Genomic DNA, 25,069 nt, shown 5'->3' with positions numbered 1-25,069 from the left:
TCTCTCATGGCTTCCTCCTTTTAGTTTAACTATCGCCGGGGGAGCAAAACCCCCGGTTTTTGTTTTTAAATTTAAGCCCCGGCTTAGCACCGGGGCTTTTTGTTTTTTAGAACTTAAGGACAAGGTAAGGGTTGAGTGTTAAAAGTTTAGCTGAGCCGTCAAGCTCGGCAAGTTTCTTTTTTTGCTTCAGCTCGTTTTCAAGTTTCAGGATTTCTTCTGGGTATTGGAAAATTTTTCTATAGTTTATTGTCACATTAACCTTTATTCCATTAACATCAAAATCAGCGCTTTTTTCATCTCTCATCAATACATCACGCACATAATCAAGCGCCCAGTCTTTGATTTGTTCTTCTTCTTTTTGCAATTCTTGGATGAGTTTTCTAATTTCAACAAGTCTTACAAAGGCTTGCATTTTTACTTGATTGACATATTCGTTATATTCCTGTGCCGTTTTGATTTCTTCTAATTTCTTCATGGTAGTATCTCCTTTTTTAGTTTGACATTTAGTTTAAAGATCCCGGCGGGACGAGCCCGCCGAGTTTAGTTTTTAGCGATCAGATTGAATAAACAGCGTTAGAGCAAGTTTTATAATATCTTGAGTAGAAAACTTGATTGAGACTTCACCTTCAAGGGTTGATGCGATTTTGACAGCACTTCTCAAGGCTTCAAGCAATTGAGTTTCCCTTTCGGATGGTTTCGGTTCGGTTGGCTTTTCAACAGCGATAAAGTTTACTATAAAGCCATTTGACACAGCAAATTTAACGGTATCATTTACAGCGATAGAGGGTTTTTCAGCAAGGAATTTGCTATAATTATACCAGCGATCTCCGACTTTTATACCGCGATCATTCACTTGTTGAACTATCCCGGTGATAACTTCGCTTGAGACCGGGGACGCCGAAGAGTTTGAGTTAATTCTTTTAATCATGGCACTCTCCATATTTTGTTTAACATTGTTTTGTGATTTGTTTGAGAAGGCTTGATTTGAATTAATTTGTTTAATCATGGTAGCATCTCCTTTTTAGTTTGACATTAGTTTAAATTTGAATTTGCCTTTGTAGTTGAAAAGCCACGCGCTTAATTCATCGAGAAACCGCTTGATCTTTTCTTCTCGGCTTGCCCAACCGTAGTAGAAAAAGCAGTCGTTCCCTTCATAATCCCAGTATCTAAACCTTTCGATTTTTAACTCTTTAATTTCCCCATTCTTTAAGTAATAGACTTTAAAGAAAATACTCCAGCCCTTTTTGTGTAAATCTTGACGCCATTGCGATAACTTCAGACTTTCTTGGCTTACTTCAGCGATAAATAACTCACTGACATTTTTTAATTCCCTTTCTAAACTCTTTTTATACTCAATGAATTCATCAACGAAATTCATTTCTTGACTCCTATTTTTGTTTAAGAGTTTGATAGAAATTCATTCCAGCACTTTTCACAGATGCAAACTTTTACTTGCAATGGTGAAATGATTTCACGGTGGATTTCCGAGGCTCCGCAACCGTCACATTTCTTTTCTTGTTCTTCTAATTGCTTTGGTAGATGTGAAGTAAAAAGCTCAAAGTAAAACTTGTCGATAATCAGGTTGCTTAATCTCTTTTCTTGCATGGCTCAGCCCCCTTTTTGAATTTTTAAGATTTGTTTTATGTGAGACTTGCATTTTTGCGTTGCTTTCGGATCTTTGCCACAGGCATAAATAATCTCGTATGGTGTGCGAAATCTAACGAACGAGACCACATCGCCAGGCTGAATAATCTCAGAGACAAGAGGTAAAGGCTTTGGGAACGCAAAGAAACGCCCGTCTGAAGCGACCAAGCCACGGGGTTTAACCTGTGCGACGGTGATAGTGATAATTTCTTCACGATATTTCATTTTCGCATCAAAAAATTTTGTTTTTAAAAAAGAGCAAAACAGCAAAAAGGCAATTGTTTTGCCCCCGCAACCTAATTACTACACAAGCGGGCTGGAGCGAGGTCCGAGCGGAAAGCCTTTGGAGGCGGGCTCGCTCGTCTTGGTCTTGACAAGCGGGCAGGAGTGCCCGAGCGAGCCGAGAGGCGAGCGTCTTGTCAAGACCGAGCCCGCCGACGGTTGCGGTTGTTTTATGCTGTGATTTATTGTTAAGCGTCTTTTGCTGTCCGTTAGGACCGCAAAAGGCGTGACACTGCTTTGCAGTGGCACGAAGCGAAGGTTAAGTTGCGGGTAAAGGCAGGCACGCTCGCCTTGGTCTTGACAGGTGGGCAGAAGTGCCCAAGCGAGCCTTTGGCGAGCGTCCTGTCAAGACCGTGCCTGCCGTTTCAAATGGCTGGATTTAGTGTTAAGGCTTTCTGCGAGGACCGAGCGGAAAGCGTAGCCTTTAGGCGGAGCGTGCCCGCTTAAATTGTTATTTGTTGCGGGGGCAAAACACAAAAACGGGGTTTGCAGAAAGGGTCGGGAGTGAGGAAAGCGTTGGGGATGTTGGAGAGTTTCGGGGGTTAATTTTTTCTCATTGGCGGGTGGAAATATTTTGGGTTGGTTGAAGATGTTTCGGTGAGGTTGTTTTATGTTGTGATTTATTGTTGAGCGTCTTTTGCCGTCCGTTAGGACTTGCAAAAGGCGTGACACTGCCAAAGCAGTGGCACGAAGCGGATGTTAAGTTAGTGTGATTGGGGGTGGGCGGTGGGAGTTTTTAAAAATTTTTACGCTCTCTTTGACGAAGTCAAAGGGAGCGATTTCAAAGGCGGGCAGAAAATTTAAGCGTCTGCACTAAATAAAATTAGTGCGGACGCAAGGCCACCGGGGTTATCCTTTGGATTGGGACAAATGGAGGATTAGCAAAATTTGTTGATGGCGTAAATTGGACAGTTTACAAAACTTTAAGTTCAGGACTGCCAGGTAATAATGTTTATGCAATAGCGATAGACGGACAGGGAAACAAATGGATTGGGACATATGGAGGGGGATTAGCAAGATTTGATGGTGTAAGATGGATTGTTTATAAAACATCAAGTTCAGGCTTGCCGAGTGATTATATTTATACTATAGCGATAGATTCACAGGGTAACAAATGGATTGGGACAAATGAAGGATTAGTAAAGTTTGATGGGGTGAGATGGACTGTTTATAAAACTTTAAATTCAGGTTTGCCGAGTAATTATGTTTATGCTATAGCGATAGATTCACAAGGCACCAAATGGATTGGAACAAATGAAGGGTTAGCGAGATTTGATGGCGTAAATTGGGCTGTTTACAAAACATCAAGTTTAGATTTTCCAAGTGATAATGTTTATACTATAGCAATAGATTCCGAAGGTACTAAATGGATTGGGACGAATGGTGGAGTTGCGGTATATCAGGAGAGCGGAGTGAAGTTATTTCCAAAGCCGTATGCTTATTTTTACGGTGATAAACTCGATTTTGGTAAACTTCGTTTAGGAGGGGTTAATCGTTTAAGTCTCAAGGTTAGCAATGATGGTGGGTCTGAATTAAGGATTACAGATGTAAGCGTAAGAAGTAGTTCATTTAAACTTTTAAATAAACTGCCGATAGTTTTAAATCCTGGGGATTCTGTTAATTTAAGTTTTGAGTTTAGTCCGAGTTCTTCGGGTTCTCATGTTGATACAGTGTTTGTTTATAGTAATTCATATCCTGATAATGTTTTCAAGGTTGTTTTAACTGGCTCTGCTGAAAAGAGTCCAGATATGGGTATAATAATAGAAGAGCAAGAAAAAGGGAAAGGGATGCTTGTATGGTTGGGTTGGGCTCTTTTGATTATTTTATTAATACTTGTAGGTGGATAAATTTTAACATTTAAGAGATATATTAATAGTCTTTTGATGTGGCACAGTTGAGGTGGGTGAGGTGACTCATCCCTGATCCGTTTCTATAAATAGAGAGGGAAAGTTTAATACTTTGGCAGGGCTTTGATGTTGAAGCCAAAACTTCTTTTACTGGATTAACCTTCTTTGGGGCTTTCACCGAACTATGTGGAGATTATATTTGAGAAAATAAAGGAGATCAATAGGGAAGGGACTACAATTCTTCTGGTAGAGCAAAATGTAAGAATGGCTTTGGAATATGCTGACAGAGGTTATGTTTTTAAGATTGGGAAAATTGCTTTTGAGGGTAAAGGAGAAAATCTTCTTAATAATGATGAAATTAGAAAGTCATTTTTGGGGGAACGTTAAATTTTTTAAAGATTTTTGTATATTTTATAAAAAAGTAAAAACAAAATTTTTCAAGTGTTCTTATGTTTAAAGAAAATTTGATAGGGGATTCGCTTACTGTGAGAGTAAAGGTAAAATTATTATGCAAGGTGTCATTATGAGAAGTTTAGCAGAAATAAAAGAGGTCATCTCAAGCCATCTAAATGAGATAAGGGAAAAGTTTGGGGTTAAGGAGCTTGGTGTTTTCGGTTCTTATGTTAGGGGAGAGCAGAGTGAAATTAGTGATATAGATGTACTTGTGGAGTTTGAACAAGGGAAAAAGACATTTGATAATTATATGGATTTAAAGTTTTATCTTGAGGATTTGCTTGGGGTTGAGGTTGATCTCGTGATAAAATCTGCCATCAAGCCAAAGTTGAAAGAGTATATTTTAAAAGAGGTTGTGTATGTCTAAGAAGAGAGATATAAAGTTATATCTTGAGGATATATTGGACGAAATAGAAAGGATTCGACGATTTGTTAAAGACATAAAAAGTTTTGAAGAGTTTTATAAGAATGATTTGATTTATTACGCAGTTTTAAAATCTCTTGAAAATATTGGGGAAGCAGTAAAAAACATACCAGAGGAAATCAAAAAGAATTATTCAGTAGAGTGGAGAAAGATTGCAGGATTCAGGGATGTTATAGTTCATGATTATTTTGGGATAGACCTTGAAATAGTTTGGGATGTTATCCAAACAAAACTTCCTGAGTTAGAACTAATAGCGAAGGCGATTTTAAAAGATTTAGGAGGATAAGTAGAGGGATATAGGGGAGATCAATAAGGGGGAAGATTTAGGGTTGTTTTTATTCCAGCGGGACCGAATCTGTTTTTTAGGGTTGTTAAGGTTCTTGAGTTGTCTTTTTCAATGTCAAGGAATAAAACTATGTCAACCATGTGTTGAAGTGTGAGCGGTCCAGCTATTGCTTTTTGTTTGTTTGCGTGGGATATGATTAAAAATGTTGGTTTAAATTCCTGTGTTTTTCTGAAGTTGTGTAGCATGTTCAATGCTTTTATGATATTTGATGGTGATCCAGGGGCAGATTTTGATTTTCCAGCAACAACAGCGTTTATTGAGTCAAGGACTATGATCATGTCTTCTGAAGTCAAGACTGATTTTATTGCATCTCTTATCCTTTCGATAATAGTTTCGCAAAGTATTTTAAAATTGTCGTTGTGAATTAGTTCAGGTGCGCATCTTAGGGCTCTTATCTTTATCATCTCTGGTGGTTCCTCTGAAGAGATGTAAAGCACAGGGATTTGTTCCGTAAGTAAGATTTGGTTTATGATTTCAAGGGCAAGGGTTGATTTGCCAGCTCCTGGGACGCCAGCAAGAATTGTCATTGATCCGAGAGGGAGGCCTTCGTTTAGGTTTTCATCTATTGGGGTTTTGAGTTTTCTTATTTCAGTTATTTCGAGTTCATCGAGAGTTAGGATTTGGGGTTCAGGTATAATTTTTTCAAGTGAAAGGAAACTGGCGCAAGTTCGGCATTTGAGTGTGAATGAAAGTTGCGTGTCTTTGCAGACCTTGCAGATGTACAAGGTGTTTAGTTTTTTAATTTGTGTTTTATGTTTCAGGATTAATTTAGCAAGGGAGGAGTGTAAAGTCAAGTTTACATAAGAGACATTAGATAAAGCACCTACTAAAAGTAAAGATACCATATAAGTTTAGAATTCCATTGCGCTGGATGCAAAAGCCAATTAATATAGCTTGTCTCCAATAAGACTTTGTTTCATTTATCGTGTCAAGGGATGGTAATTTTTATCTTCAATATAAAAGATGAACTTTAATTTTCTCAGCCTTTTTGATGAACTTTCTATTTCTTGGAGCAAGGATTAGGCAATCTGCTATTGCAAAGGAAGAAAGCATATGAGACTCCTGAAAATCAAGAGGCAAAACTCCGTTCCCTTTAATTTTTCCCTTTAAAAACCATAATCTATCGGTTTTTTTTCTTATCTCTTTTAAAAGAACAAATTCTTTTTCGGGCAAAAATATATTTTTAAAGCCTGAAAGTGCCCTTATCGCAGGATAAACATATTCGTAAAAGCAAACAAGAACAGCAGCAGGATTTCCAGGTAATGCAAAAATTAGTTTTTTGTTTAATTTGCCGAAATATAAAGGTTTACCTGGCTTTTGTCTAACTCTATAAAAAATTGTTTCAACCCTTTCCTTCTTCATTAAATCTCTTACAAAATCATATTTTCCTACTGAAATTCCACCTGAAAAAATAATTATATCTGCAAATTCAAGTGCCTTGTAAAATTCTTTTTTTACTTCTACAAAATCATCTTTTACTCTCTTTGTTTCAATTTCCTCAACCCCTGCTGATTTTAATGCAGAATATAGTGAAAAGGAATTTGCATCATAGATTTTCCCTTCTTCAAGTTTTTCTCCGGGTTCTACAAGTTCATTTCCTGTAATTATCACATAAACCCTTGGCTTTCTTATTACATTTATTTCTTTTATCCCCATCGCACTTAAAAATCCGATTCCTGCTGGATTTAAATATGTTCCCTTTTCAAGAACTTTTTCTCCTTTTTTAATTTCCTCACCCTCACGTCTTATATTCTCCCCCCTTTTTATCTTCTGAAATCAAATCTGCATTCCGATTTTTAACATATAAAATATTTCCTTTAATCTCTGCAAATTCTTGCATTACAACCGCGTCAGTATTTAAAGGCAAGAGAGAGCCTGTAAAAATTCTGATAGCTTCTCCTTTTTTTAAATTTATTTTTCTATAATCACCTGCTTTTATCTCTTCTTCCCTTAGGATAAACTTATCATTCTTTTCTGATTCATTGAATCTTACCGCAAACCCATCAACTCCTGAACTTGTGAAAGGTGGCAGGTTTATTGGAGAACGTATGTCTTCCGCAAGTATGTAAGAAAGAGCATCTTTCACGGGGATTTTAACAGAATCAAGCAAAAACAAATTCTTTTCTAAAAGTTTTCTTGCCTCTTCGAAAGTTATGTAATACCCTGCCATAATATTCTACCTCCTATTGCTAAAATAATTAATGTTAGAATTCGTTTGATCAAAATAGGTTTGAATTTAAAAGAACCAAGAAATGAACCTAGAAGGCTTCCTGTTAAAACGAAGAGAGATAAAGGCAGAATTATATTAGGATTTATATTTCCCCTTAAAAAATGGGAAATAAATCCAAAAGAGGAATTTAGAAATATGTAAAGAGATGTTATTCCTGCAATTTCCTTTACAGGGAAACCAGCAATCAAAAGAATCGGCGACAAAAAAATCCCTCCCCCTATCCCTACAAGACCTCCAAGAAAACCAAATAAAAATCCAAATATTAAAACGAGGATATAACTTTTCATTTCAAGTTCTCGCTCTTTATCTTTTAATAGTACATCTCTAAAGATAGAAATAAGGGATGAAATTAAGAGGGTTATGCCTAATACTGTGAAAAAAAGCTTTTTGCCCAAATCGACTTGTGAACCCAGGGTGACCCCAAAAATTGCAAAAGCATATAAAAGAATTAAAAAAATCTTTCTTTTCTTAAAATCAATATGAACTCTATAATTTAAAAAACCAATTAATGTAACAATTACATTTAAGAAAAGTGAAGTTGAAGGTATAAATCTATAATCTATTCCTGAAATTCCCAAAAGAGCAGTATATGCACTTCCTCCTCCAAGCCCTACTATTGAATAAAGAAAAGCAAATAGAAAGAATAAAGGGTATAGATAGATCAATGTCCTTTACCCTCCATTATTTTAAAAATATGAAAAACATAAGGGAAAATTGCGTTCATTGATTCTTTTGCACCTTTAGTTGAACCTGGTAATGTTAAAATTAGCGTTTTATTCCTTATACCTGCAATACCCCTTGAAAACATTGAATATGGAGTTCGTTCATAACCGTAAACTCTCGCCATTTCCATAATTTGTGATATATCTCTTTCTATGAGTAGTCCTATCGTTTCGGGAGTTTTATCCCTTGGTGAAAGCCCTGTTCCTCCTGTTGTTACGACAAGATTGAAATTTTTATCACACCACTTCAGAACCTCTTCTTTTATCATCTCAGGTTCATCAGGGACAATTTTATATTCAATTTCTTTAACCCCCATATTTCTAAGACTCTGAGCAATAAATTCTCCCGCTTTATCTTCTTTTTTCCCTGCGTAAACTGAATCAGAAATAACAAGAACACCTGCTTTAAAATCTTCAGGGATTTCCTCCTTAAAATCTGATTTACCACCTTTCTTTTCAATAAGTTTGATTTCTTTAATTTCAATATCTTTATCGATCGGTTTTAACATATCGTATATATTAAGAGCTGCACAAGAAACAGCAAATAAGGCTTCCATTTCACAACCAGTCCTTGCAATCGTTTTAACTGTAACTTCGATTATTATTTTGTTATCTTCTATTTTATGCTCAAATCCCACCCATTCAATAGGAATGTTATGACAGAAGGGAAAGATTTCTGATGTCTTTTTCGCTGAAAAAGCAGAAACTGCTTTCGAAATTTCAAATAGATCTCCTTATCTTTCAGATTTGCCTCCCGCAAGGACAACTGCTTTTATCTTCATTTCTATTCTATATCTTCTTTTGAATCTTTAATTCCTTCTGCAATGTTCTTGTTACCTTGTCATATCAGGTCCTTTAGCTCTGAATAAATTTCCTCTATGACTTCTTTATCAAAATATAAGAAACTTTTTGTAAGAAGTGCTACGCCTTTGTAAAAATCAGTTTCTGCTTCTTTTTCCATTTCATTGAGATAAAAAGGTGTCCATGCTAAAAGATAGAATTTTAGAAAATCATTTTCTCTTTCCAGAACTTCAAAAGCAGATTCAATTTTCCCTTTATTCCACATTTCCATCTCTTTATAACATAATAACGACATAAATTTAAGTTCTATTCCAATATGGTCTGGCAACTCATCTTCCAAGTCCATCCCAATTTTTGCTTCGGCATAAAATCTGAGTACTTTTTCTGTCCATTCACTCATAATAGAGGAACTCCCCCTCCAAACCGATTCATAAGGTGGAGGGGGTCCATATCCCCTTTTTATACCTCTTGTTAGCTTTGTGAAATCTACTTGAAGACTCTCGAGAATTTTGTCTTCAAAGTTGTTCCTTTTAGCGCTCTCTAAAAAATTTTTTATATATGAAACAGGTTTTTTGAATTCCTCTTCTCCATAATCGCAAATCCTCAGAATATTTTCCAGGAATTCGTCATCTTTTATTTTTTTAAGAAACTCATTAGAGGGATTTTTAAGAAAGAACATAGAAAGCAACCGATAAACTTTGCTTCTTTCCTTCGCTTGTTTTTCAATTTCTTGTATTATTTCTTCCATTTTGAGTTTTTTAAACATTACTTTGATTTTCCGTAAAGTTCCATTCCTGTAGGTCCTCCCTCTCTATGACATTTAAGACAGACTTCCCTTTTAACAACACCAGGAGCATCTCTTACAGGCACCTTATACCTTCTTTGATATAGATAGTCATTGTCGTATTTCTCTATATGGCAATCGCTGCAATCAATTTTAAGAACTTCCGAATGAATATTATGCCATCTCTGTCCTGGTTCCATATCATATTCAGTACCAACATCAATTTTACCTTCCCTTATTGCTCTCGAAATTTCCTTAACTTTTTTCTGGGAAGGTAAACCAGCGAAAATAAAGGGAATTAAAAAGATTATTACAAATATAACACCTTTCTTCATCTTTCCTCCTAAATTTTTTTACTTAAAATAAATAATAAACCTTGGGTTTTGTTCCGAATTCTTCTTTTAGCACTTTTACTTTTCTCTTTTTTATAAGTTTTGATACAATACTTTCAGGGTCATCAAGGTCTCCAAAGTATCTTGCTTCTGCTGGACATACGGGAACACAAGCAGGGGTTGAATCATAATCACTTCCAGGTTTCTTGCCTTCCTTTAATGCCTTTTCTATTCTATGCCAGCATAAGGTACATTTTTCCGCAACCCCTGGTTTTTTCCTATGCAATGGATGCCTTGCATCCGAAGGGAGTTTCTCGTAAGGAGTTTTCTCTCCCGGATAAAAAGTTTCCTCTTTTGAGATGTAATGAATGACGCCATAAGGACAAGCGGCAATGCAATACCTTCTCCCCTTGCATTTATTATAATCTATAAGAACTACTCCATATTCATTTTTCTTTATTGCGCCTTCAGGGCATGCCTTCATACAAGGTGGATTTTCGCAGTGCATACAATTCATCGGAACAAACCATCTTCTTACATTCGGGTATTCTCCTTCTTCGTACTCAAGTACAAAATTCCAGTAATTTCCCTTTTGAACCATATTTTCCAATTTGCAGGCTGCCACGCAGGAACGGCAGCCTGTGCATTTTGCAATGTCTATTACGAGTGCATATCTTGCCATTTAAAAACCTCCTTTATGTTTTATAAATTTTAACCTTTGTATCGTTAAAGGAATTATGTCCTGAAATTATGTCTGGGTGAAGTTCTATGATAAGATTTGGCATTGTTCCTTTTTTTGCAAAATCAGGAAATGCACTTGAAAATCTTCCATAATGATAACTTATCGCAACCGTATCAGGCCTTATGCCCTCTGTAAGTTTTGCTATTCCTTTTACTTTTCCTACCTTACTTTCCACATAAACCCAATCCTCATCCTTTATTCCAAGTTTATGGGCAGTTTTTGTATTTATAAGAACATAATTTGTATCCGCATCATGGGCAATTTCATTTAAAATCGGATTTAAGGCATGGGTATCTGTTTGATTCCTATACATTCGCTTGTATGTAATAAGATAAAAGGGATATTCTTTTTCATTTCTTTTTCTATGAGGAGTTGGGAAGGCATGTTCTTTTAATGGTAGTGGAGAGAATTTAATTTCAAGAAGTTTTTTAAGTTCCTTCTCGTCATTCTCTTCATACCACTCCATAAAAACTTTTTTCACATTTTCATTTTTGTCCATTATCTCAAAAACTTTTTCCTTTGTGAAAACTAACTGCTCCGCATAAAAATGCATTTTCGGTTTTCCTTTACCGTTATATTTTTCAGCATTTGAAAGGTATCTTTCTTTAACGTCTATTTTTTTAGCAATAAGACCATTCTTTATCGCGTAATCAAAAGGCTTACCTGTTCCTGCTTCCCAAAGAATTTTAACAGCCTCCTCAGAGTTATACATTTTACCTTTTTCAAATTTCTTTTCTCCTCCCAACTTCCACTCCTTATTTATCTCTTCTATGAATTCATCGAGGAATCCCGCCCTTTTAGCAATTTCGAAGAGAATTTCAAGTGCTCCATATCTAAGATTATAAGCATTTACAATTGGTTGTCTTATTGCCTTATGAGATGAATCAGGTGTCTCTCTTGTTGGCGAATAGTGCCAATCTTCAAGGTAAGTCTTGTCAGGTAGTACAATATCTGCCATTTGGGCTGTTTCATCAAGGACAACATTTATATTAACTGAGTAAACCTTTTTAAATCCTTCAATCTGCTTTTCAATTTCAGAAGTTGACATTATCCTGTTTGTGGCATAAAAGATACACATTTCAGGCTTATAAGGAAGTCCGTATTTTTCAGGTTCTGAATAGGTAAGTGCAGGCTGTTCGGCTACATTATGAGTGGCATAGGGATAGAAGACACTTTCTGCAAGATCAACCCTATTGGGAGGATACTCACATTTTGAAGGTTTCATATTTTTATGATTAGGATCTGCCTTATTGAGCAAAAGACCTCCAACAGCATCAAGAGAACCAACAAGCATATTAACTATTAAACCAGCTCGCCAGTTTTGAGATCCGTATTCCTTTGCAGAAAGACCTCTAAATGTATAAATCGCAACAGGTCTGTATCTCAACTTTTTCCCCTCTATTTCAATTGTTTCTCCAATTCTTGCATTTTTCCCAAATTCCTCTGCAATTCTTTTGATAGTGCTATAAGGAACACCTGTTATATCTTCAACTTCCTTGTCTTTGAGTGAAAGAACATACTCCTTGAAAATCCTGAAAGCAGTTTTATATTTTTTACCATCAATTTGGACTTCTTTATCAAGAGCGATTTCCTCTGCAGAATCATAGGGAAGAGCTTTTGAATTCTTTTCATCCCATACTAAAGGATTTCCCTTTTCATCCCTAAGGAACTTTTTGTCTTCACCAACAAGGAAAACTGCATCAGTATAATTTATCAAAAATTCTTTATCAATGTAACCTTTTTTAATCAGCTCTTTTGCCATTGCAAGGAGAAATACTACATCCTTCCCAGGTCTTATTGGAATCCACTCATTAGCTTTACAAGCAGCATTAGAAAGCCTTGGCTCCACAACAACCATCTTCATATCCCTATCATCAACAATTCTTTTCATAATTGTTCTATCCATCCATCTTGCCCATTGTTCTGCCTCTGCAAAGTTAGAACCCATATTTATAAAGTATTTTGTGTAATCAAGATCGGGCAAAATTCCATGTCCTCCCCAAGTGAGTTCATCAGCGACATGTCTTGCTGCTTCACATACAGTTGTTCTATGAACATTATTAGGCGTCCCAAAAGCTTTGCAGAATGCCTTTAAAAATTGATCCTGGATTAAATATTTCCCATGAGACCAGTGAAAGGTGAGTCCCTTTGGATTTCTATTCCTTAAATCTTTCAGTTTTTCAGCAATTTCATTAAAAGCTTCCTCCCACGAAATTTCTTTCCACTTTGGATCTTCTCTTGGATCTTTATTTGGGTTTGTCCTCTTTAAAGGTCTTTTTATTCTATAAGGGTTATAGGTATGAAACATTCCAGCCTGACCTTTTGGACATAGATGCCCCTTATTATAAGGACTTTCAGGATTCCCATATATCGCCCTTATAACACCGTTCACCCTTCTAACCCTAATTCCACAGAAGTTGACACACATTACATCGGTTGATGGGATTAAAACATCTTCCTCAGGTGAAAACGGAATTTCTTTCATTGATTCCTGCGCGGAAAGTTTGTCAATGTCAAAAAAAAGATCGCCGATCGCAGCAACCGCTGCGATCCCCAAGGATTTCTTTATAAACTCCCTTCGAGTTATACCCATGATAACCCTCCCTAATTTATTTACACATGCTTATTTAAATTTGTAATAAAAAGTGAGTCTAAGATAAAGATCAGAGCCAGGTTTTTTAGTATCGGTTTCATCATAAAAAACATATTCAATGTTTGGGATAAAACTAACAGATTCATTAGGTCTGAAATCTATTCCTGCAATTAAAAGATTTGATTTTGCACTGGCAAAGGGGATATAGGAAATTCCAGAGGGTGACGGATCAAACATCTTATCATATCTTAAAAGAAGTGTTAATTTTTCACTTAAATTGTAGGTAATAAATCCTGAAGCAACTTCATAAGTATCTTGTTTATCAGGATCCTTCTCTCTTATCTGTGCCGCATATTGAGCACCAATTTTAAATTTATCAGTTTTTAACCCAAGAAATCCCTGATAGGTATATATATCTGTATGCCCTTTTCCATCTGCCCAATCTCCATAAATCTGAATAAAGAAATAGGGAAGGTCAAAATGGATTTCTCCCATAATTTTCTTGAACTTATTGTTTTCTGATGAAATACCCTCCCCATTTCCAAACATAAAATGATATCCCAATTTACCCTCAGAACCAAACTTACCAATAAGAGAAATACCAAAATCCCTCGGAGAACCAAACTTTTGAAGGTCAAGGGGAGTTTTTTCAACAGAACGATATCCCCAGAAATCCTCTATTAACTCCCAGGTTGGAGTTGGTGATATACCTAAAAGAAGAGAAAATTTTTCAAATTTCCACTTAAGATAAGCATCTTTTGCATAAGGGGTTAGTTTACCAGAACTCTTTGTAAAATCAGGACTGTTGTATTCCACTCTAAGCCTTGTAGAAAATTTCTCACTTATGTCATAGTCATAAGTGAAGTATACTCTCCTAAACCAGAAGCCATTTTTGTCCTTTGTAAGTAGAATCATGGTTCATCGCTACATAATAATAGTCTCCAAACATATAGCCTGAGATTTTCCCCTTATCTGATGAAAAGAGAATACCAGGACTTATGAGAAGCCACAAGATTATTACGCTTTTTGTTATTTCTTGTTTAAGTTTAGATGAGGTTGAAATTACGTTTCTCATAGTCCTGAGGCCTATAAATTTTGTTTTTTAACCTTTTGTTTTTGTTTGAATCGTTCAAACACTGTGCCAAAAAGATTTTAGTTCTTAAACAAATTTATTTTCAATAATTTTTTAGAAATCCATTTTTATTTAAATGTTGCAACTTTCAGCACAAAGTGTCAATTTGAGACAAGTATATTACTTCATGGTTGTCGTATTAAGCCATATTTGTTTATCTGTAGAGTTAGAACACACTTTTTAATGACAAAATCATAATCACAAAATTTGGAAAATTTAAGACAAGAGCAAATGAGAAATTAAAAAGTAATTATTAAATATTTTTTGAAGCAATGATTATTTAACCCACAGAAATTCCTCCATCATTTGGGGGTATTTGTTTTACTTTTGTAAAGTTAGAACTCATTTAGCTCTTTATTTGGATTTGTTCTTTTCTGTGAAGAAGGAATTTCTTTTAAGATTTTTTTGAGGCGAGTTTATTAGGACTGAATACACATTTTTGTGAATTATCCCCCGGTTAAGGAGTGAAAAGGGAAGGGTCGAATTAGTAGATGTGGAGTGATTGTATACTTATACAAAATTAGACAAAAGGCTCAACGGACAAGATTGTTATTAATTTAAATTTATGGCTTATGCGATAAAATACAAGTAATTCTGCAATCTTAGTTTTATAAATACCCGAGGTTAGTTTCTCGCTATCCTTGGAAATAGGTTTGGCTTTCAAAACGTCAAGATTTTTCGAGAAAAGGTAAATTTTTTCAACATCACCAGAATATATATTAAGAAGTTGAACTACAACATCTTCACTAAACCTAATCTCATAACTTTTTGCTTTTTCATCAGGCAATGACCCTTTAGGATTCTTAAAATTTTTCTTCATAACTTTAAATTCTTCATACGGGATGATTGTAACATATCTTTTGCTTCCCTTAAAAAGATGGATAATTTTTTCACTATCGAATGTTTTCTTCAATCTACAGTGCCCAATTTCTGTTTGAAATATTCAAGTGTTCTTTTTAATCCTTCACTTCTTGGAACCTTGGGTTCCCATCCGAGAATTTCCCTCGCTTTCGTTATATCGGGCCTTCTCACCTTCGGGTCATCGGGAGGAAGTGGCTTAAAGACAATTTTACTTTTACTTCCTGTTAATTCCTTGATTTCCTGTGCAAGCTGTAAAATCGTGACCTCATCTGGGTTTCCGAGGTTTATCGGGTATACGTAATCAGACATTAAAAGTTTAAAAATTCCATCAACGAGGTCATCAATGTAGCAAATGCTTCTTGTTTGAGTTCCATCGCCAAAAACTGTTATATCCTCGCCTTTAAGTGCCTGCGTCATAAATGTGGGAATTACCCTGCCGTCGTCGATTCGCATCCTTGGTCCGTAGGTGTTGAAAATCCTTGCGATTCTTGTATCAAGCCCATGATATCTATGATAAGCCATCGTCATCGCCTCGGCAAATCTTTTCGCCTCGTCATAAACACCGCGAATTCCAATCGGATTCACATTCCCCCAGTAATCCTCACTCTGTGGATGGACGAGCGGGTCACCATAAACCTCGCTTGTTGAAGCAAGGAGAAACCTTGCTCCCTTTGCCTTTGCAAGTCCAAGCGCTTTATGTGTCCCCAAAGCACCAACTTTCAATGTCTGAATGGGATACTTAACATAATCCATCGGGCTTGCTGGCGAAGCAAAGTGAAGTATAAAATCAACTTCCCCAGGGACATACAAAAACTCAGTGACATCATATTTGATGAACTTGAACTTTGGATGACCGAAAAGATGAGCTATATTATCAAGGTTTCCAGTGATTAGATTGTCAAGACAAATCACCTCATCACCCTCGGCTATAAATCTGTCGCAAAGATGTGACCCTATAAAGCCAGCCCCACCTGTTATAACTACCCTCGCCAATTCTTTACACCTTTTTTTATTTTTTCTAAAGTCGCTGAAAGCATTAAACTAACCGATTACTATATCATATCAAAGGATTTTGTAGATGGAGAAAAAATCATAGTAGCGACAGATCTTTGAGGAACTCTTTAAGCGTTGGCAACTTCGCGTCTTTTTCTGAAAGGATGGGGTTATCAATCGGCCATTCAATCCCTATCTCAGGGTCGTTCCAAATTATCCCTCTTTCATGTTCAGGGGAGTAAAAATTATCAACTTTATATTCAACCTCGGCAACTTCAGAAAGCACGACAAAACCATGTGCAAATCCCTTCGGGATGTATAAAATCCTTTTGTTTTCCTCAGACAAAATAACGCCAAACCATTTCTTGAAAGTTTTTGAATCAGGTCTTATATCAACAGCCACATCAAAAATTTCACCTCTTATACATCTGACAAGTTTTGATTGAGTGAATGGCTCTATTTGAAAGTGAAGCCCCCTCAAGACGCCTTTAATTGACCTTGAATGGTTATCCTGAACGAACTTTTCACTTATCCCAAATTTTTCAAAGTCCTTGTAGCTGTATGTTTCCATAAAAAATCCCCTCTTATCCTCAAATACCGCTGGTTCAATCAAGACAAGGTCTGGTATTTGATCTACCCTTGAAAATTTAAAAGGCAAGTTTGTGATGAAATTTATTTTCTCCCAATTCCGTAATAGACGAAACCAAGCCCTTTAAGTTTTTCCGGTTTATAGATATTTCTTCCATCAAAGACGACAGGCGTTCGCATAAGGTTTTTCATATAATTGAAGTCCGGCTCTCTGAACTCTTGCCATTCCGTGACAAGGACAAGTGCATCTGCACCTTTAAGTGCTTCGTATTGATTTTTCGCAAATTTAATCCTCTTATCAAAAATTTTCTTCGCATTTGGGATAGCAACTGGGTCGTATGCGACAACACTTGCACCAAGTTTCAACAGCTCGTTTATTATCGTAATTGAAGGGGCTTCGCGCATATCATCCGTCTTCGGCTTAAAAGACAAACCCCAAATTGCGATCTTTTTATCTTTCAACCTCCCATTGAAATGCTTCTTTATCTTTTCAACGATCAATTTTTTCTGTCTTTCGTTGACATCATAGACAGCTTTAACTATTTTCAAATCAACCCCATTTTTCGCGCCCATCTTTATAAGCGCCTTCAGATCCTTCGGGAAGCAACTCCCTCCCCAACCAACCCCAGGGAATAGAAACTTCGGACCGATTCTGACATCATATCCAATTGCTACCCTTACCTTCTCAACATCCGCTCCAAGCTTTTCACAAAGGTTTGCTATTTCATTCATAAAGGATATCCTCATCGCAAGAAATGCGTTTGCTGTATATTTAACCATCTCAGCGCTTCTTGTATCCATGACAAGTATTGGTGCGCCAGTCCTCACAAATGGTTCGTAAAGCTCGCGCATTATCCTCTCGCTTTCGCCATTGTTTACCCCTATGACAACCCTATCGGGGAACATAAAATCCTGAACTGCGTTCCCTTCTTTCAAAAACTCCGGGTTTGACGCAACATCAATAAATGCCCCCTCAGGTATCTTCCCGAGAATTGAAAAAATCACCTCTTTTATCCTGTCTGCAGTTCCAACGGGAACCGTTGACTTACTAACTATTAATTTGCGAAGTTGTGGGTTTGATTTAATTTCCCTTTTCAAAATTCTGGCTATGTTCTTGACAACATTGAAAACGATTGACAAGTCGGCATCTCCATCCTTGCTCGGTGGGGTTGGAAGGCAAAGGAAAATCAACTCTGATTTTTTAACCGCTTCCTCAAGCTCCGTTGTAAATGAAAGACGACCGACTGCCAAATTTTTCTTGACTATTTCATCAAGCCCTGGTTCGTAAATCGGCAAAATCCCCTTCTTCAACTTTGAAATTTTCGCACTGTCAACATCCATACAAATCACATCGTTTCCAGTGTCGGCAAAGCAAGCCCCAGTCACAAGTCCAACATAACCAGTGCCTATGACGGAAATCTTCATTTAACCTGTTATTTTATTTTTAAAACTCACAAGAGAAGTAAATTTTTATCCCCTTTTCCTCTTATTAAAATGAATTTTAATTTTTACTAATAAAATTTACTCAACAGTCACACTTTTTGCAAGGTTTCTCGGCTGGTCAACATCGCATCCACGCTTTACAGCTATATGATAAGCAAGAAGTTGCAGTGGGATAACAGTTAAAATCGGCATCAACATCTCAATCGTCTGAGGAATTTGAATGACGAAGTCAGAAACCCTCAAAATTTTATCATCCCGCTCGGTAATTATTGATATTACCTTACCTCTTCTTGCTTTCACCTCTTCAATGTTGCTTAGAACTTTCTCATATATGCTATCCTTTGGAGCTATGAAAACAACTGGCATGTTCTCATCAATTAAAGCTATCGGACCGTGTTTCATCTCAGCAGCTGGATAACCCTCTGCGTGAATGTATGATATCTCTTTAAGTTTTAATGCGCCTTCAAGCGCCACAGGGTAATTATAACCTCGCCCAAGATAAAGGAAATTCCTGTGCTCTTTTAACCTCTCTGCTATCTCTTCAATGAAATCATTTAACTTCAAGATTTCTCTCACTTTCTCGGGCAATTTAACGAGTTCCTGAGCGATTTCCCTTCCCTGTTCAAGCGATATATTGCCGTTTCTTCTTCCGATGAGCAATGTTATAAGCGCAAGGACTACAAGTTGGCTTGTGAACGCCTTTGTAGAGGCAACACCAATTTCAGGTCCAGCGTGTATATATACCCCTGCATCGCTTTCCCTTGCTATAGTTGAGCCGACGACATTTACAATACCAAGCGCAGTCGCACCCTTTGACTTAACAAGCCTTAGGGCAGCAAGTGTATCGGCTGTCTCACCACTTTGACTTATAAACCAGGCAACATCATCTGGATAAATTACAGGGTCACGATATCTAAATTCAGAGGCATATTCAACCACAACGGGAACTCTCGCAAATTGCTCAATCATATACTTGCCAACTAAACCAGCATGCCAGGATGTCCCACAAGCTGCGATTATGAACCTCTTTGCATTTAAAATTTTATCCATCACATCACTTAAACCGCCAAGTTTTGCGTCCCCATCTTCAATCAAAACCCTCCCCCTCATTGAATTCATTATTGATTCCGGCTGTTCAAAAATCTCCTTCAACATAAAATGGGGGAATCCACCCTTCTCAATCTGTTCAAGCTCAAACTCAATCTTGAAAATCTCCTTATCAAGCTCAGATACAGAATTTTGGTCAACCCTCTTAACGCTTACATTATCCCTCGTTATTATGGCATATTCATCATCGTCAAGGAAAATGACATCCCTCGTTATCCCGATAATTGCGGTTGGATCTGAGGCGGTTATATTTTCACCGTTGCCGATTCCAATTGCAATTGGGCTTCCACGCCTTGCAACGATTATCTTATCCGGGTCATAACTCGTCATAATAGCAAGCCCGAATGTCCCCTTAACTTCAAAAAACAAATTCCTAACCGCTATTTCAATATCACCATAAATCTTATAAAACTCCTCAATAAGATGCGCAATCACCTCCGTATCCGTCTGGCTTTTAAAAATATGACCCTCCTTTTCAAGCTTCTTCTTCAGCGATTGATAATTTTCAACTATACCGTTATGAACGACCGCTATATTTCCAGTGCAATCAACATGCGGATGTGCATTCACTTCATTTGGTATCCCGTGCGTTGCCCAGCGAGTATGAGCTATTCCTATGTTTGAATTTGAACCCAACCCGATCAACATCCTCTCAAGTTCAGCGACTTTCCCAGCTATTTTGAAAACCCTTATCCCTTCCTTATCCCGAAAAGCAACGCCAGCTGAATCATAGCCCCTGTATTCAAGTCGTTTTAAACCATCAACCAAAATGCTTATGACATTCCTCTTGCCGATATAACCGACAATACCACACATTTTTCATCCCATTTTTGTTAGTGATACCATTTATCAAAGTTGAAAAATAACCAAATTTTAAACGATACCTCGCTTTTGCGGTTGCCAATTTGATTTCTGTAATTTTTGTAGGTTGAAAAATAAATCTCAAAATTTATGTTAAAATTTTTGCTGTAAAAGTAAAACAAGTTCAAGCCAAACTTATGCGTCGTCTCAACAACACCATAAGGGAACTTCTCCTTGTAACCCTTCTCAACCGTAACATCTGGAGCCATCCACGGCTCATCCCAGGGCTTTTCTACGCCTCCTTCACCATGCTCAATAAATTTGTAATTCAATGTCAAATTCAAACTGTTTCTATATCCACCGCCCGTGAAAATCCATTGCGAAACCCAAACATCAAGAGATTGAAAATCATTACCAAGCGGATGAGCTATAGGTCGCTTAAAACGAATGTATTTTTGATAACCCCTGTTATCAGCGACATTATAAGTTCTATTTCTAACCTGTGTATATTCAATTTGAATTTGACTCCCAACGACATTCAAAAATTTAAAAATATCGGCATATCTTAAACCAACCATAAAACCATATTCATTTGGTTCAAGGTCACCCTTCGTTTGTCTGCTCACCTGCCAATCGTCAATTAGAAGCTCTCCATAAAAATTTAAGTTCTTAACGGGATAAAAACTCAAATCGGCGTAAACCATCCCATTCATCTCTTTCCCCTCGTTCGCCTGAAACTCATAATAAAAAGCGAATGGGTTTGACAAAGTTATGTCAATCCCTTTATTTGCACCACCATATAAAATCGTCTGGGCAAAACCGATGAAAAACCTGTCAGAAAAATTAAACTCAAACCTCCCACCAGTAAGGTATCTGTTTGCATTTAAAGTCGTCCTACCGCTATCCGGTGAATAACTTCTATTTTCAAGTTGAGAGATGAAGAAGCTATATTTAAACTTTTTTGAGAAAAGGTCAATTTGAAGAACATCGTATGGGATTGCATAGTCGGAGATCAAAAGGTTTCCACCACGACCATATCCCCACTTGATATAATCACGACCGAGTTTAATTGAAAATGGCTCAAAATTTAACCTCAAATACCCTTGTTCAGTATAACCGGAGAAAAAACCGCGAAATCTATTACCCGTGTATGTCGTATCATCAAGCAGGTTTTGATCTGCAAGTGAATTGTTGTAAAGCGTGAATTTATCCCCGAAATAAAACGCAAATTTAGACCTCCCCCTAAACCTGAAGCTCCTGCTTGAAAAATTATCCCTTACCGCATACTCCGAAAGCATCACGCCAGCTTTGAATGAGAAATCGTTCTTTGAATTTGAATTTAAAAAATTTATCTCATCTTGAAATTCATCCTCAAGTATCTTGAAAAGTTTTTCGTCAAAATCATTCAATGGTTTTGCCTCTAAAATTTTTCTTGCAACCTCAATCCTTGAGTATGGTTTATATCCCTGTGGTAGTCCTCTGAAATAACCTCTGAGTTTAAGTTCTTCAATTATTTTATAAACCCAGTAATCCGTTGGCATCGTCTCTTGAAACTGGGCGAAAACAAAATCAAAGGCGAAAATCAGAAAAATGAAAAATTTTTTAAACATAATGATTTTACTTTCTTTCACCTCTCTTTTAATTTAATTCTCACCCCCACCTCTATCCTCCCCCGTCAATGGGGAGGAAGTCTAAAGGAATTCTTTTAACTCTTTTTTTCTTTCCTCTCTCCTTGCGGGAGAGGGTTAGGGTGGGGGATTCTGTTAATTTTTTCACCCCCACCTCTATCCTCCCCCATCAATGGGGAGGAAGTCCTTGAATAATTTTTCTACCCCTAATTCTCCTCTCCCCCTGCGGGAGAGGACTAAGGTGAGGGGTGTTGTTAATTCTTTCTCTTTCATCTCTTTTCTTGTTAGAATAAGCCACTTTACTTACCGTCTAATGCCAGCGTTTGGAATAGGCGAGGTTAAAAATCCAGAATAATCAACCACACCATAACGATTATAATACGGATCTGAAGGCGAGACATCATTCCTATCAAAAATTAAATTCCTTATTTCCGCCTCACTCACCGTCCCCCAAAAATTAAAACGTGCATCTGTGTTTGAGGTATAACCCCCAAGCGCCAATAAATACTTCTTACCGGATAAATTGTTAAAATTAATCACAGCAACAGGACTACCATACGCTGGAGATAAAGTTATACCACCAGCAGTTGAATATATGTTATTATACAAATACTTCGCAATCCCACCTCTATGCAAAACATGATAATTCTTTGAATGAACAAACTCATTGTTCTTTATCAATAAAGTATCCCTATTGACATTTGACCAAATTTCAATTGAATAGCCATTCCCACTAAAATAATTCCCCTCTATCCTTACCCCTGAAGTCGTACAATAAACCCCGGATTCGGAATTCAAATAAAAAATTGAATTTGAAACGATCGCATTTGTATCTGTAAACTCAAAGTTTACGCCGACAGGTTGCCCAGGTCCAAACCCATAAACCCTCCCAGCGAATATGCAATTGTAAACCCTGACATATCTTCCCGAATTTATCCCCGTAGCGGAAATTCCATAGCTTTTATTCCCAACAAAAAGTGAATATCCAACCTCACAATCAGAAGCATCAACACTTAAACCTACATTTGCGCTTCTAAATACTGCGTTTTTGATCTTAACACTCCCACGGTTTCTCACATAGACCCCATCAAAATAAACACTTGTATCTCCGGTAGTGAAGATAATCGGCGAATTAAAATCAAAGTTTTCCACAATTAAGTTACCCTCAACTATAAACTTGTAATACCCATCAAACTTTAAAACTGCCCCATCTTTAATATAAACAGTTGAGCCACTCGGTATTAAAACATCACCCTTGATAAGGACATTTTCTTTGAGCGTATCTTTATCATTTATCACTCCAAATATAACCTTTTCCTTTTCAAGCGTCAAAGTTTTTGAATCACTTGAGGTTGAAATTTTAGCAAATTTCCAGCCATATCCATCTTTCTGGACAAAGAGGATATATTCACCCTCCGGGACATCACTAAACTTAAAATTTCCATCTTTATCAGTAAAAGTTTGATAGAGAGGTTTTTGCCATCTATAATCAAAAAGATAAACGGTAAGGTCTTGATTGAACAGGTTGAACTTAACAGCTGGGTTTGAAATTGAAGTGTCAACGGGGGCAGGGTTATAAAGGAGGACTTTTACATTAGAAAAGTCGGTTGTATCCTTTAAAATCACCCTTCCAGCGATTGATTTCCCCGATGGCTTATTCGGTGAGCAGGAATAGAAAAGGAGAAGGATTAGAAAATGGAATGCGATCTTCTTAAACAAAACCAAAATAAATTTCTTTTAAACCAATCAATAAGCGTTCGGGTCGCCTTTTTTCTCATCGTCAAAATCCTTTATAGTTCTAAGAATTCTAGCGGGAACGCCCGCAACAATTGTATATGGAGGTACATCCTTAGTAACAACAGCCCCTGCTCCAACTATGGCATATTCACCGATAGTAACACCAGCCAATATAGTCGCAGATGAGCCAATAGAAGCCCCCCTTTTCACTATTGTTGGCACAACTTTCCAATCCTTTTCAGTTTGGAGCTCGCCTCTTTCATTTATAGCCCTTGGATATAAATCGTTTATAAAAGTTACATTATGCCCGATAAAAACCCCATCTTCAATCGTTACTCCTTCACATATAAAAGTATGAGATGAGATCTTACAATTACTTCCAATTTTGACACCTTTTTGAATCTCAACAAAAGCGCCGATTTTAGTATTATCACCTATTTCACAACCATATAAATTTACAAAACCAAATATTTTAACATTCTTACCGAGCTTCACATCTTTTGAAATCCTTATGAAATTCGCTTGGCAATATGTTTCATCAAAATCCATAGTTTAAACCTCACTTTTATTTTCAATCAAGGTTAACCAACACCCCATTTTTCTTTATTGATTTTTCTGCTGCTTCTAAAATTTTAACAACTTTTAAACCTGCATATCCATCTGTAATTGGATTTCTATTTTCAAATATACTTTCAACAAATTCCCTACATACTAAGCTTAACGCCTCTGTGTCATCAAGTTTGGGGGCATACATATCTCCACTCCTATACTGAATCAACAACCGATGAATACCCTCTTGTGAAGTCACAACCACACCCTTATCATATATTTTCACTTTTTCGCTCGGTTCGGTGTCATCGTAAATTATCATCTTTTTGGTTCCACTTATTAGTATCCTCCTAACTTTAACTGGAGCAAGCCAACTAACATGGAAGTGCGCAATTATACCATTATCAAAATTAACATTTATATAGGCAATATCTTCTATACCATTATAATGCGAAGTTCCAAACGCAGAAACTGATACAGGTCGTGAATTAATTACGAAATCCATTATAGAGACATCATGAGTAGCCAAATCCCAAATAACATTAACATCATACTGGAATAAACCCAAGTTTATTCTCACTGAATCAAAATAATAAATTTCACCTATTTCTCCATTATCAATCAACTCTTTAATCTTTCTTACAGCCCCCGTATATATAAATGTGTGATCCACCATTAAAACTTTTTTATTTTTTTCAGCAAGATTAATTAAATCTTCTGCCTCCTTAACCGATGCTGTTAATGGTTTCTCAACCAACACATGTTTTCCATTTTCAATCGCTTTTTTAGCTAATGGATAATGTGTAGCAACAGGGGTTGCAATAGCAACAGCATCAATATCTGCAGATCTCAACACAAAATCCGTATCCTTTGTTATTTCAACCGCTGGAAATCTTGACTTAATAAAAGCCAATCGCTTTTCATCAAGATCACAGCCATATACTCTTTCAACCCCTGGCGTTGATAAAAAATTTCTTACAAGATTTGGACCCCAATAACCTAACCCTATAACACCCACCTTCATTTTTAT

General features: G+C 36.8%; 27 protein-coding genes and 2 pseudogenes. 5 read left to right on the top strand and 24 right to left on the bottom strand.

All coding sequences use genetic code 11. The annotated features are described in order from the left end of the window. Nucleotides 1–106: 106 nt before the first annotated feature. From AWW78_RS05755 to AWW78_RS05735, 5 genes are all read right to left on the bottom strand, one after another. A complete protein-coding gene (locus AWW78_RS05755) occupies nt 107–475 on the bottom strand; it encodes a hypothetical protein (protein ID WP_047133315.1) in 369 nt (122 codons plus the stop codon). A 72-nt stretch (nt 476–547) separates the two neighbouring features. Continuing rightward, nucleotides 548–928, bottom strand: coding sequence for a hypothetical protein (locus AWW78_RS05750; RefSeq protein WP_141653899.1), 381 nt, complete (start codon nt 926–928; stop codon nt 548–550). Between the two features lie 93 nt (nt 929–1,021). Continuing rightward, nucleotides 1,022–1,378 carry a hypothetical protein gene (locus AWW78_RS05745; RefSeq protein WP_047133313.1) on the bottom strand — a complete coding sequence of 119 codons (357 nt, stop codon included), beginning with the start codon at nt 1,376–1,378 and terminating at the stop codon, nt 1,022–1,024. Between the two features lie 20 nt (nt 1,379–1,398). Continuing rightward, a complete protein-coding gene (locus tag AWW78_RS10650) occupies nt 1,399–1,605 on the bottom strand; it encodes a hypothetical protein (RefSeq protein WP_047133312.1) in 207 nt (68 codons plus the stop codon). Nucleotides 1,606–1,608: 3 nt separating this feature from the next. After that, nucleotides 1,609–1,869, bottom strand: a complete 261-nt coding sequence (locus AWW78_RS05735) for a hypothetical protein (RefSeq protein ID WP_047133311.1) — start codon at nt 1,867–1,869, stop codon at nt 1,609–1,611. 908 nt (nt 1,870–2,777) lie between these two features. Between AWW78_RS05735 and AWW78_RS10995 the strand changes: the two are divergent. The 5 genes and pseudogenes from AWW78_RS10995 to AWW78_RS05705 all read left to right on the top strand — a co-directional run. Further along, a pseudogene (locus tag AWW78_RS10995) lies at nt 2,778–2,921 on the top strand (two-component regulator propeller domain-containing protein); the annotation flags it as partial. A 69-nt stretch (nt 2,922–2,990) separates the two neighbouring features. Further along, nucleotides 2,991–3,773, top strand: coding sequence for a two-component regulator propeller domain-containing protein (locus tag AWW78_RS05720; protein ID WP_075426143.1), 783 nt, complete (start codon nt 2,991–2,993; stop codon nt 3,771–3,773). A 186-nt stretch (nt 3,774–3,959) separates the two neighbouring features. Then, nucleotides 3,960–4,160 carry an ATP-binding cassette domain-containing protein gene (locus AWW78_RS05715; RefSeq protein WP_218059847.1) on the top strand — a complete coding sequence of 67 codons (201 nt, stop codon included), beginning with the start codon at nt 3,960–3,962 and terminating at the stop codon, nt 4,158–4,160. Nucleotides 4,161–4,296: 136 nt separating this feature from the next. Then, entirely contained in the window at nt 4,297–4,593 is a 297-nt protein-coding gene (locus tag AWW78_RS05710) for a nucleotidyltransferase family protein (RefSeq protein WP_047133309.1), read from the top strand. After that, nucleotides 4,586–4,936: a HepT-like ribonuclease domain-containing protein gene (locus tag AWW78_RS05705; protein WP_047133308.1), complete on the top strand. Its 351-nt coding sequence runs from the start codon at nt 4,586–4,588 to the stop codon at nt 4,934–4,936. The genes AWW78_RS05710 and AWW78_RS05705 overlap by 8 nt, the downstream gene beginning before the upstream one ends. 20 nt (nt 4,937–4,956) lie before the next feature. Here the strand turns inward: AWW78_RS05705 and AWW78_RS05700 are convergent, their stop codons facing one another. From AWW78_RS05700 to AWW78_RS05615, 19 genes and pseudogenes are all read right to left on the bottom strand, one after another. Continuing rightward, entirely contained in the window at nt 4,957–5,841 is an 885-nt protein-coding gene (locus AWW78_RS05700) for an AAA family ATPase (RefSeq protein ID WP_075427170.1), read from the bottom strand. A 106-nt stretch (nt 5,842–5,947) separates the two neighbouring features. Further along, a complete protein-coding gene (locus AWW78_RS10285; protein ID WP_082349293.1) occupies nt 5,948–6,652 on the bottom strand; it encodes a molybdopterin molybdotransferase MoeA in 705 nt (234 codons plus the stop codon). 82 nt (nt 6,653–6,734) lie between these two features. After that, complete coding sequence (locus tag AWW78_RS10280; protein WP_082349294.1) at nt 6,735–7,166, bottom strand: MoeA family protein; 432 nt, start codon at nt 7,164–7,166, stop codon at nt 6,735–6,737. Further along, a complete protein-coding gene (locus AWW78_RS05690) occupies nt 7,148–7,891 on the bottom strand; it encodes a sulfite exporter TauE/SafE family protein (RefSeq protein ID WP_047133306.1) in 744 nt (247 codons plus the stop codon). The genes AWW78_RS10280 and AWW78_RS05690 overlap by 19 nt, the downstream gene beginning before the upstream one ends. Next, nucleotides 7,888–8,670: pseudogene (moaCB, locus tag AWW78_RS05685) on the bottom strand (bifunctional molybdenum cofactor biosynthesis protein MoaC/MoaB); the annotation flags it as partial. The gene AWW78_RS05690 and the pseudogene moaCB, both read right to left, overlap by 4 nt. A gap of 119 nt (nt 8,671–8,789) precedes the next feature. Continuing rightward, a complete protein-coding gene (locus tag AWW78_RS05680) occupies nt 8,790–9,515 on the bottom strand; it encodes a TorD/DmsD family molecular chaperone (RefSeq protein WP_047133305.1) in 726 nt (241 codons plus the stop codon). Continuing rightward, entirely contained in the window at nt 9,515–9,868 is a 354-nt protein-coding gene (locus AWW78_RS05675) for a hypothetical protein (RefSeq protein ID WP_047133304.1), read from the bottom strand. The genes AWW78_RS05680 and AWW78_RS05675 overlap by 1 nt, the downstream gene beginning before the upstream one ends. A gap of 22 nt (nt 9,869–9,890) precedes the next feature. Next, the gene (locus AWW78_RS05670) at nt 9,891–10,547 is read right to left on the bottom strand and encodes a 4Fe-4S dicluster domain-containing protein (protein ID WP_047133303.1); all 657 of its coding nucleotides are present in this window, start codon (nt 10,545–10,547) and stop codon (nt 9,891–9,893) included. A 13-nt stretch (nt 10,548–10,560) separates the two neighbouring features. Continuing rightward, nucleotides 10,561–13,200 carry a molybdopterin-containing oxidoreductase family protein gene (locus tag AWW78_RS05665; RefSeq protein WP_082349296.1) on the bottom strand — a complete coding sequence of 880 codons (2,640 nt, stop codon included), beginning with the start codon at nt 13,198–13,200 and terminating at the stop codon, nt 10,561–10,563. A gap of 30 nt (nt 13,201–13,230) precedes the next feature. Beyond that, complete coding sequence (locus AWW78_RS05660; protein ID WP_082360235.1) at nt 13,231–14,115, bottom strand: hypothetical protein; 885 nt, start codon at nt 14,113–14,115, stop codon at nt 13,231–13,233. Nucleotides 14,116–14,852: 737 nt separating this feature from the next. Next, the gene (locus tag AWW78_RS05655; protein ID WP_047133302.1) at nt 14,853–15,245 is read right to left on the bottom strand and encodes a hypothetical protein; all 393 of its coding nucleotides are present in this window, start codon (nt 15,243–15,245) and stop codon (nt 14,853–14,855) included. Continuing rightward, nucleotides 15,242–16,186, bottom strand: coding sequence for a UDP-glucuronic acid decarboxylase family protein (locus AWW78_RS05650; RefSeq protein WP_047133301.1), 945 nt, complete (start codon nt 16,184–16,186; stop codon nt 15,242–15,244). The genes AWW78_RS05655 and AWW78_RS05650 overlap by 4 nt, the downstream gene beginning before the upstream one ends. A gap of 97 nt (nt 16,187–16,283) precedes the next feature. Further along, nucleotides 16,284–16,844 carry a dTDP-4-dehydrorhamnose 3,5-epimerase gene (gene rfbC / locus AWW78_RS05645; RefSeq protein WP_047133300.1) on the bottom strand — a complete coding sequence of 187 codons (561 nt, stop codon included), beginning with the start codon at nt 16,842–16,844 and terminating at the stop codon, nt 16,284–16,286. A gap of 14 nt (nt 16,845–16,858) precedes the next feature. Beyond that, nucleotides 16,859–18,199 (bottom strand): UDP-glucose dehydrogenase family protein, encoded by a 1,341-nt coding sequence (locus AWW78_RS05640; protein ID WP_047133299.1) that lies wholly within the window; start codon nt 18,197–18,199, stop codon nt 16,859–16,861. A 96-nt stretch (nt 18,200–18,295) separates the two neighbouring features. Beyond that, nucleotides 18,296–20,140, bottom strand: a complete 1,845-nt coding sequence (gene glmS, locus AWW78_RS05635) for a glutamine--fructose-6-phosphate transaminase (isomerizing) (RefSeq protein ID WP_047133298.1) — start codon at nt 20,138–20,140, stop codon at nt 18,296–18,298. A gap of 17 nt (nt 20,141–20,157) precedes the next feature. Beyond that, nucleotides 20,158–21,735, bottom strand: coding sequence for a capsule assembly Wzi family protein (locus AWW78_RS05630; RefSeq protein ID WP_047133297.1), 1,578 nt, complete (start codon nt 21,733–21,735; stop codon nt 20,158–20,160). 321 nt (nt 21,736–22,056) lie between these two features. After that, on the bottom strand, nt 22,057–23,478 hold the full coding sequence (locus AWW78_RS05625) for a hypothetical protein (protein ID WP_047133296.1): 1,422 nt from the start codon (nt 23,476–23,478) through the stop codon (nt 22,057–22,059). A 21-nt stretch (nt 23,479–23,499) separates the two neighbouring features. Then, on the bottom strand, nt 23,500–24,039 hold the full coding sequence (locus tag AWW78_RS05620) for an acyltransferase (protein ID WP_047133295.1): 540 nt from the start codon (nt 24,037–24,039) through the stop codon (nt 23,500–23,502). A 22-nt stretch (nt 24,040–24,061) separates the two neighbouring features. After that, on the bottom strand, nt 24,062–25,063 hold the full coding sequence (locus AWW78_RS05615) for a Gfo/Idh/MocA family protein (protein ID WP_047133294.1): 1,002 nt from the start codon (nt 25,061–25,063) through the stop codon (nt 24,062–24,064). Between the last annotated feature and the right edge of the window lie 6 nt (nt 25,064–25,069).

It is taken from the genome of Candidatus Kryptonium thompsonii (genome assembly GCF_001535985.1).
Classification (GTDB): Bacteria; Bacteroidota; Ignavibacteria; order Kryptoniales; family Kryptoniaceae; genus Kryptonium; species Kryptonium thompsonii.
This window is presented reverse-complemented; position numbering and strand designations above follow the sequence as displayed.

What these genes read in the sequence shown, in the direction of transcription:
- AWW78_RS05670 (WP_047133303.1), bottom strand. Translation starts at nt 10,547, where the DNA reads ATGGCAAGATATGCACTCGTAATAGACATTGCAAAATGCACAGGCTGC.
- AWW78_RS05615 (WP_047133294.1), bottom strand. Translation starts at nt 25,063, where the DNA reads ATGAAGGTGGGTGTTATAGGGTTAGGTTATTGGGGTCCAAATCTTGTA.
- AWW78_RS05710 (WP_047133309.1), top strand. Translation starts at nt 4,297, where the DNA reads ATGAGAAGTTTAGCAGAAATAAAAGAGGTCATCTCAAGCCATCTAAAT.
- AWW78_RS05680 (WP_047133305.1), bottom strand. Translation starts at nt 9,515, where the DNA reads ATGTTTAAAAAACTCAAAATGGAAGAAATAATACAAGAAATTGAAAAA.
- AWW78_RS05755 (WP_047133315.1), bottom strand. Translation starts at nt 475, where the DNA reads ATGAAGAAATTAGAAGAAATCAAAACGGCACAGGAATATAACGAATAT.
- AWW78_RS10280 (WP_082349294.1), bottom strand. Translation starts at nt 7,166, where the DNA reads ATGGCAGGGTATTACATAACTTTCGAAGAGGCAAGAAAACTTTTAGAA.
- AWW78_RS05620 (WP_047133295.1), bottom strand. Translation starts at nt 24,039, where the DNA reads ATGGATTTTGATGAAACATATTGCCAAGCGAATTTCATAAGGATTTCA.
- glmS (WP_047133298.1), bottom strand. Translation starts at nt 20,140, where the DNA reads ATGTGTGGTATTGTCGGTTATATCGGCAAGAGGAATGTCATAAGCATT.
- AWW78_RS05640 (WP_047133299.1), bottom strand. Translation starts at nt 18,199, where the DNA reads ATGAAGATTTCCGTCATAGGCACTGGTTATGTTGGACTTGTGACTGGG.
- AWW78_RS05665 (WP_082349296.1), bottom strand. Translation starts at nt 13,200, where the DNA reads ATGGGTATAACTCGAAGGGAGTTTATAAAGAAATCCTTGGGGATCGCA.
- AWW78_RS05735 (WP_047133311.1), bottom strand. Translation starts at nt 1,869, where the DNA reads ATGAAATATCGTGAAGAAATTATCACTATCACCGTCGCACAGGTTAAA.
- AWW78_RS05660 (WP_082360235.1), bottom strand. Translation starts at nt 14,115, where the DNA reads ATGATTCTACTTACAAAGGACAAAAATGGCTTCTGGTTTAGGAGAGTA.
- AWW78_RS05675 (WP_047133304.1), bottom strand. Translation starts at nt 9,868, where the DNA reads ATGAAGAAAGGTGTTATATTTGTAATAATCTTTTTAATTCCCTTTATT.
- AWW78_RS05745 (WP_047133313.1), bottom strand. Translation starts at nt 1,378, where the DNA reads ATGAATTTCGTTGATGAATTCATTGAGTATAAAAAGAGTTTAGAAAGG.
- AWW78_RS05750 (WP_141653899.1), bottom strand. Translation starts at nt 928, where the DNA reads ATGATTAAAAGAATTAACTCAAACTCTTCGGCGTCCCCGGTCTCAAGC.
- AWW78_RS05700 (WP_075427170.1), bottom strand. Translation starts at nt 5,841, where the DNA reads ATGGTATCTTTACTTTTAGTAGGTGCTTTATCTAATGTCTCTTATGTA.
- AWW78_RS10650 (WP_047133312.1), bottom strand. Translation starts at nt 1,605, where the DNA reads ATGCAAGAAAAGAGATTAAGCAACCTGATTATCGACAAGTTTTACTTT.
- AWW78_RS05630 (WP_047133297.1), bottom strand. Translation starts at nt 21,735, where the DNA reads ATGTTTAAAAAATTTTTCATTTTTCTGATTTTCGCCTTTGATTTTGTT.
- AWW78_RS10285 (WP_082349293.1), bottom strand. Translation starts at nt 6,652, where the DNA reads ATGGGGATAAAAGAAATAAATGTAATAAGAAAGCCAAGGGTTTATGTG.
- AWW78_RS05705 (WP_047133308.1), top strand. Translation starts at nt 4,586, where the DNA reads ATGTCTAAGAAGAGAGATATAAAGTTATATCTTGAGGATATATTGGAC.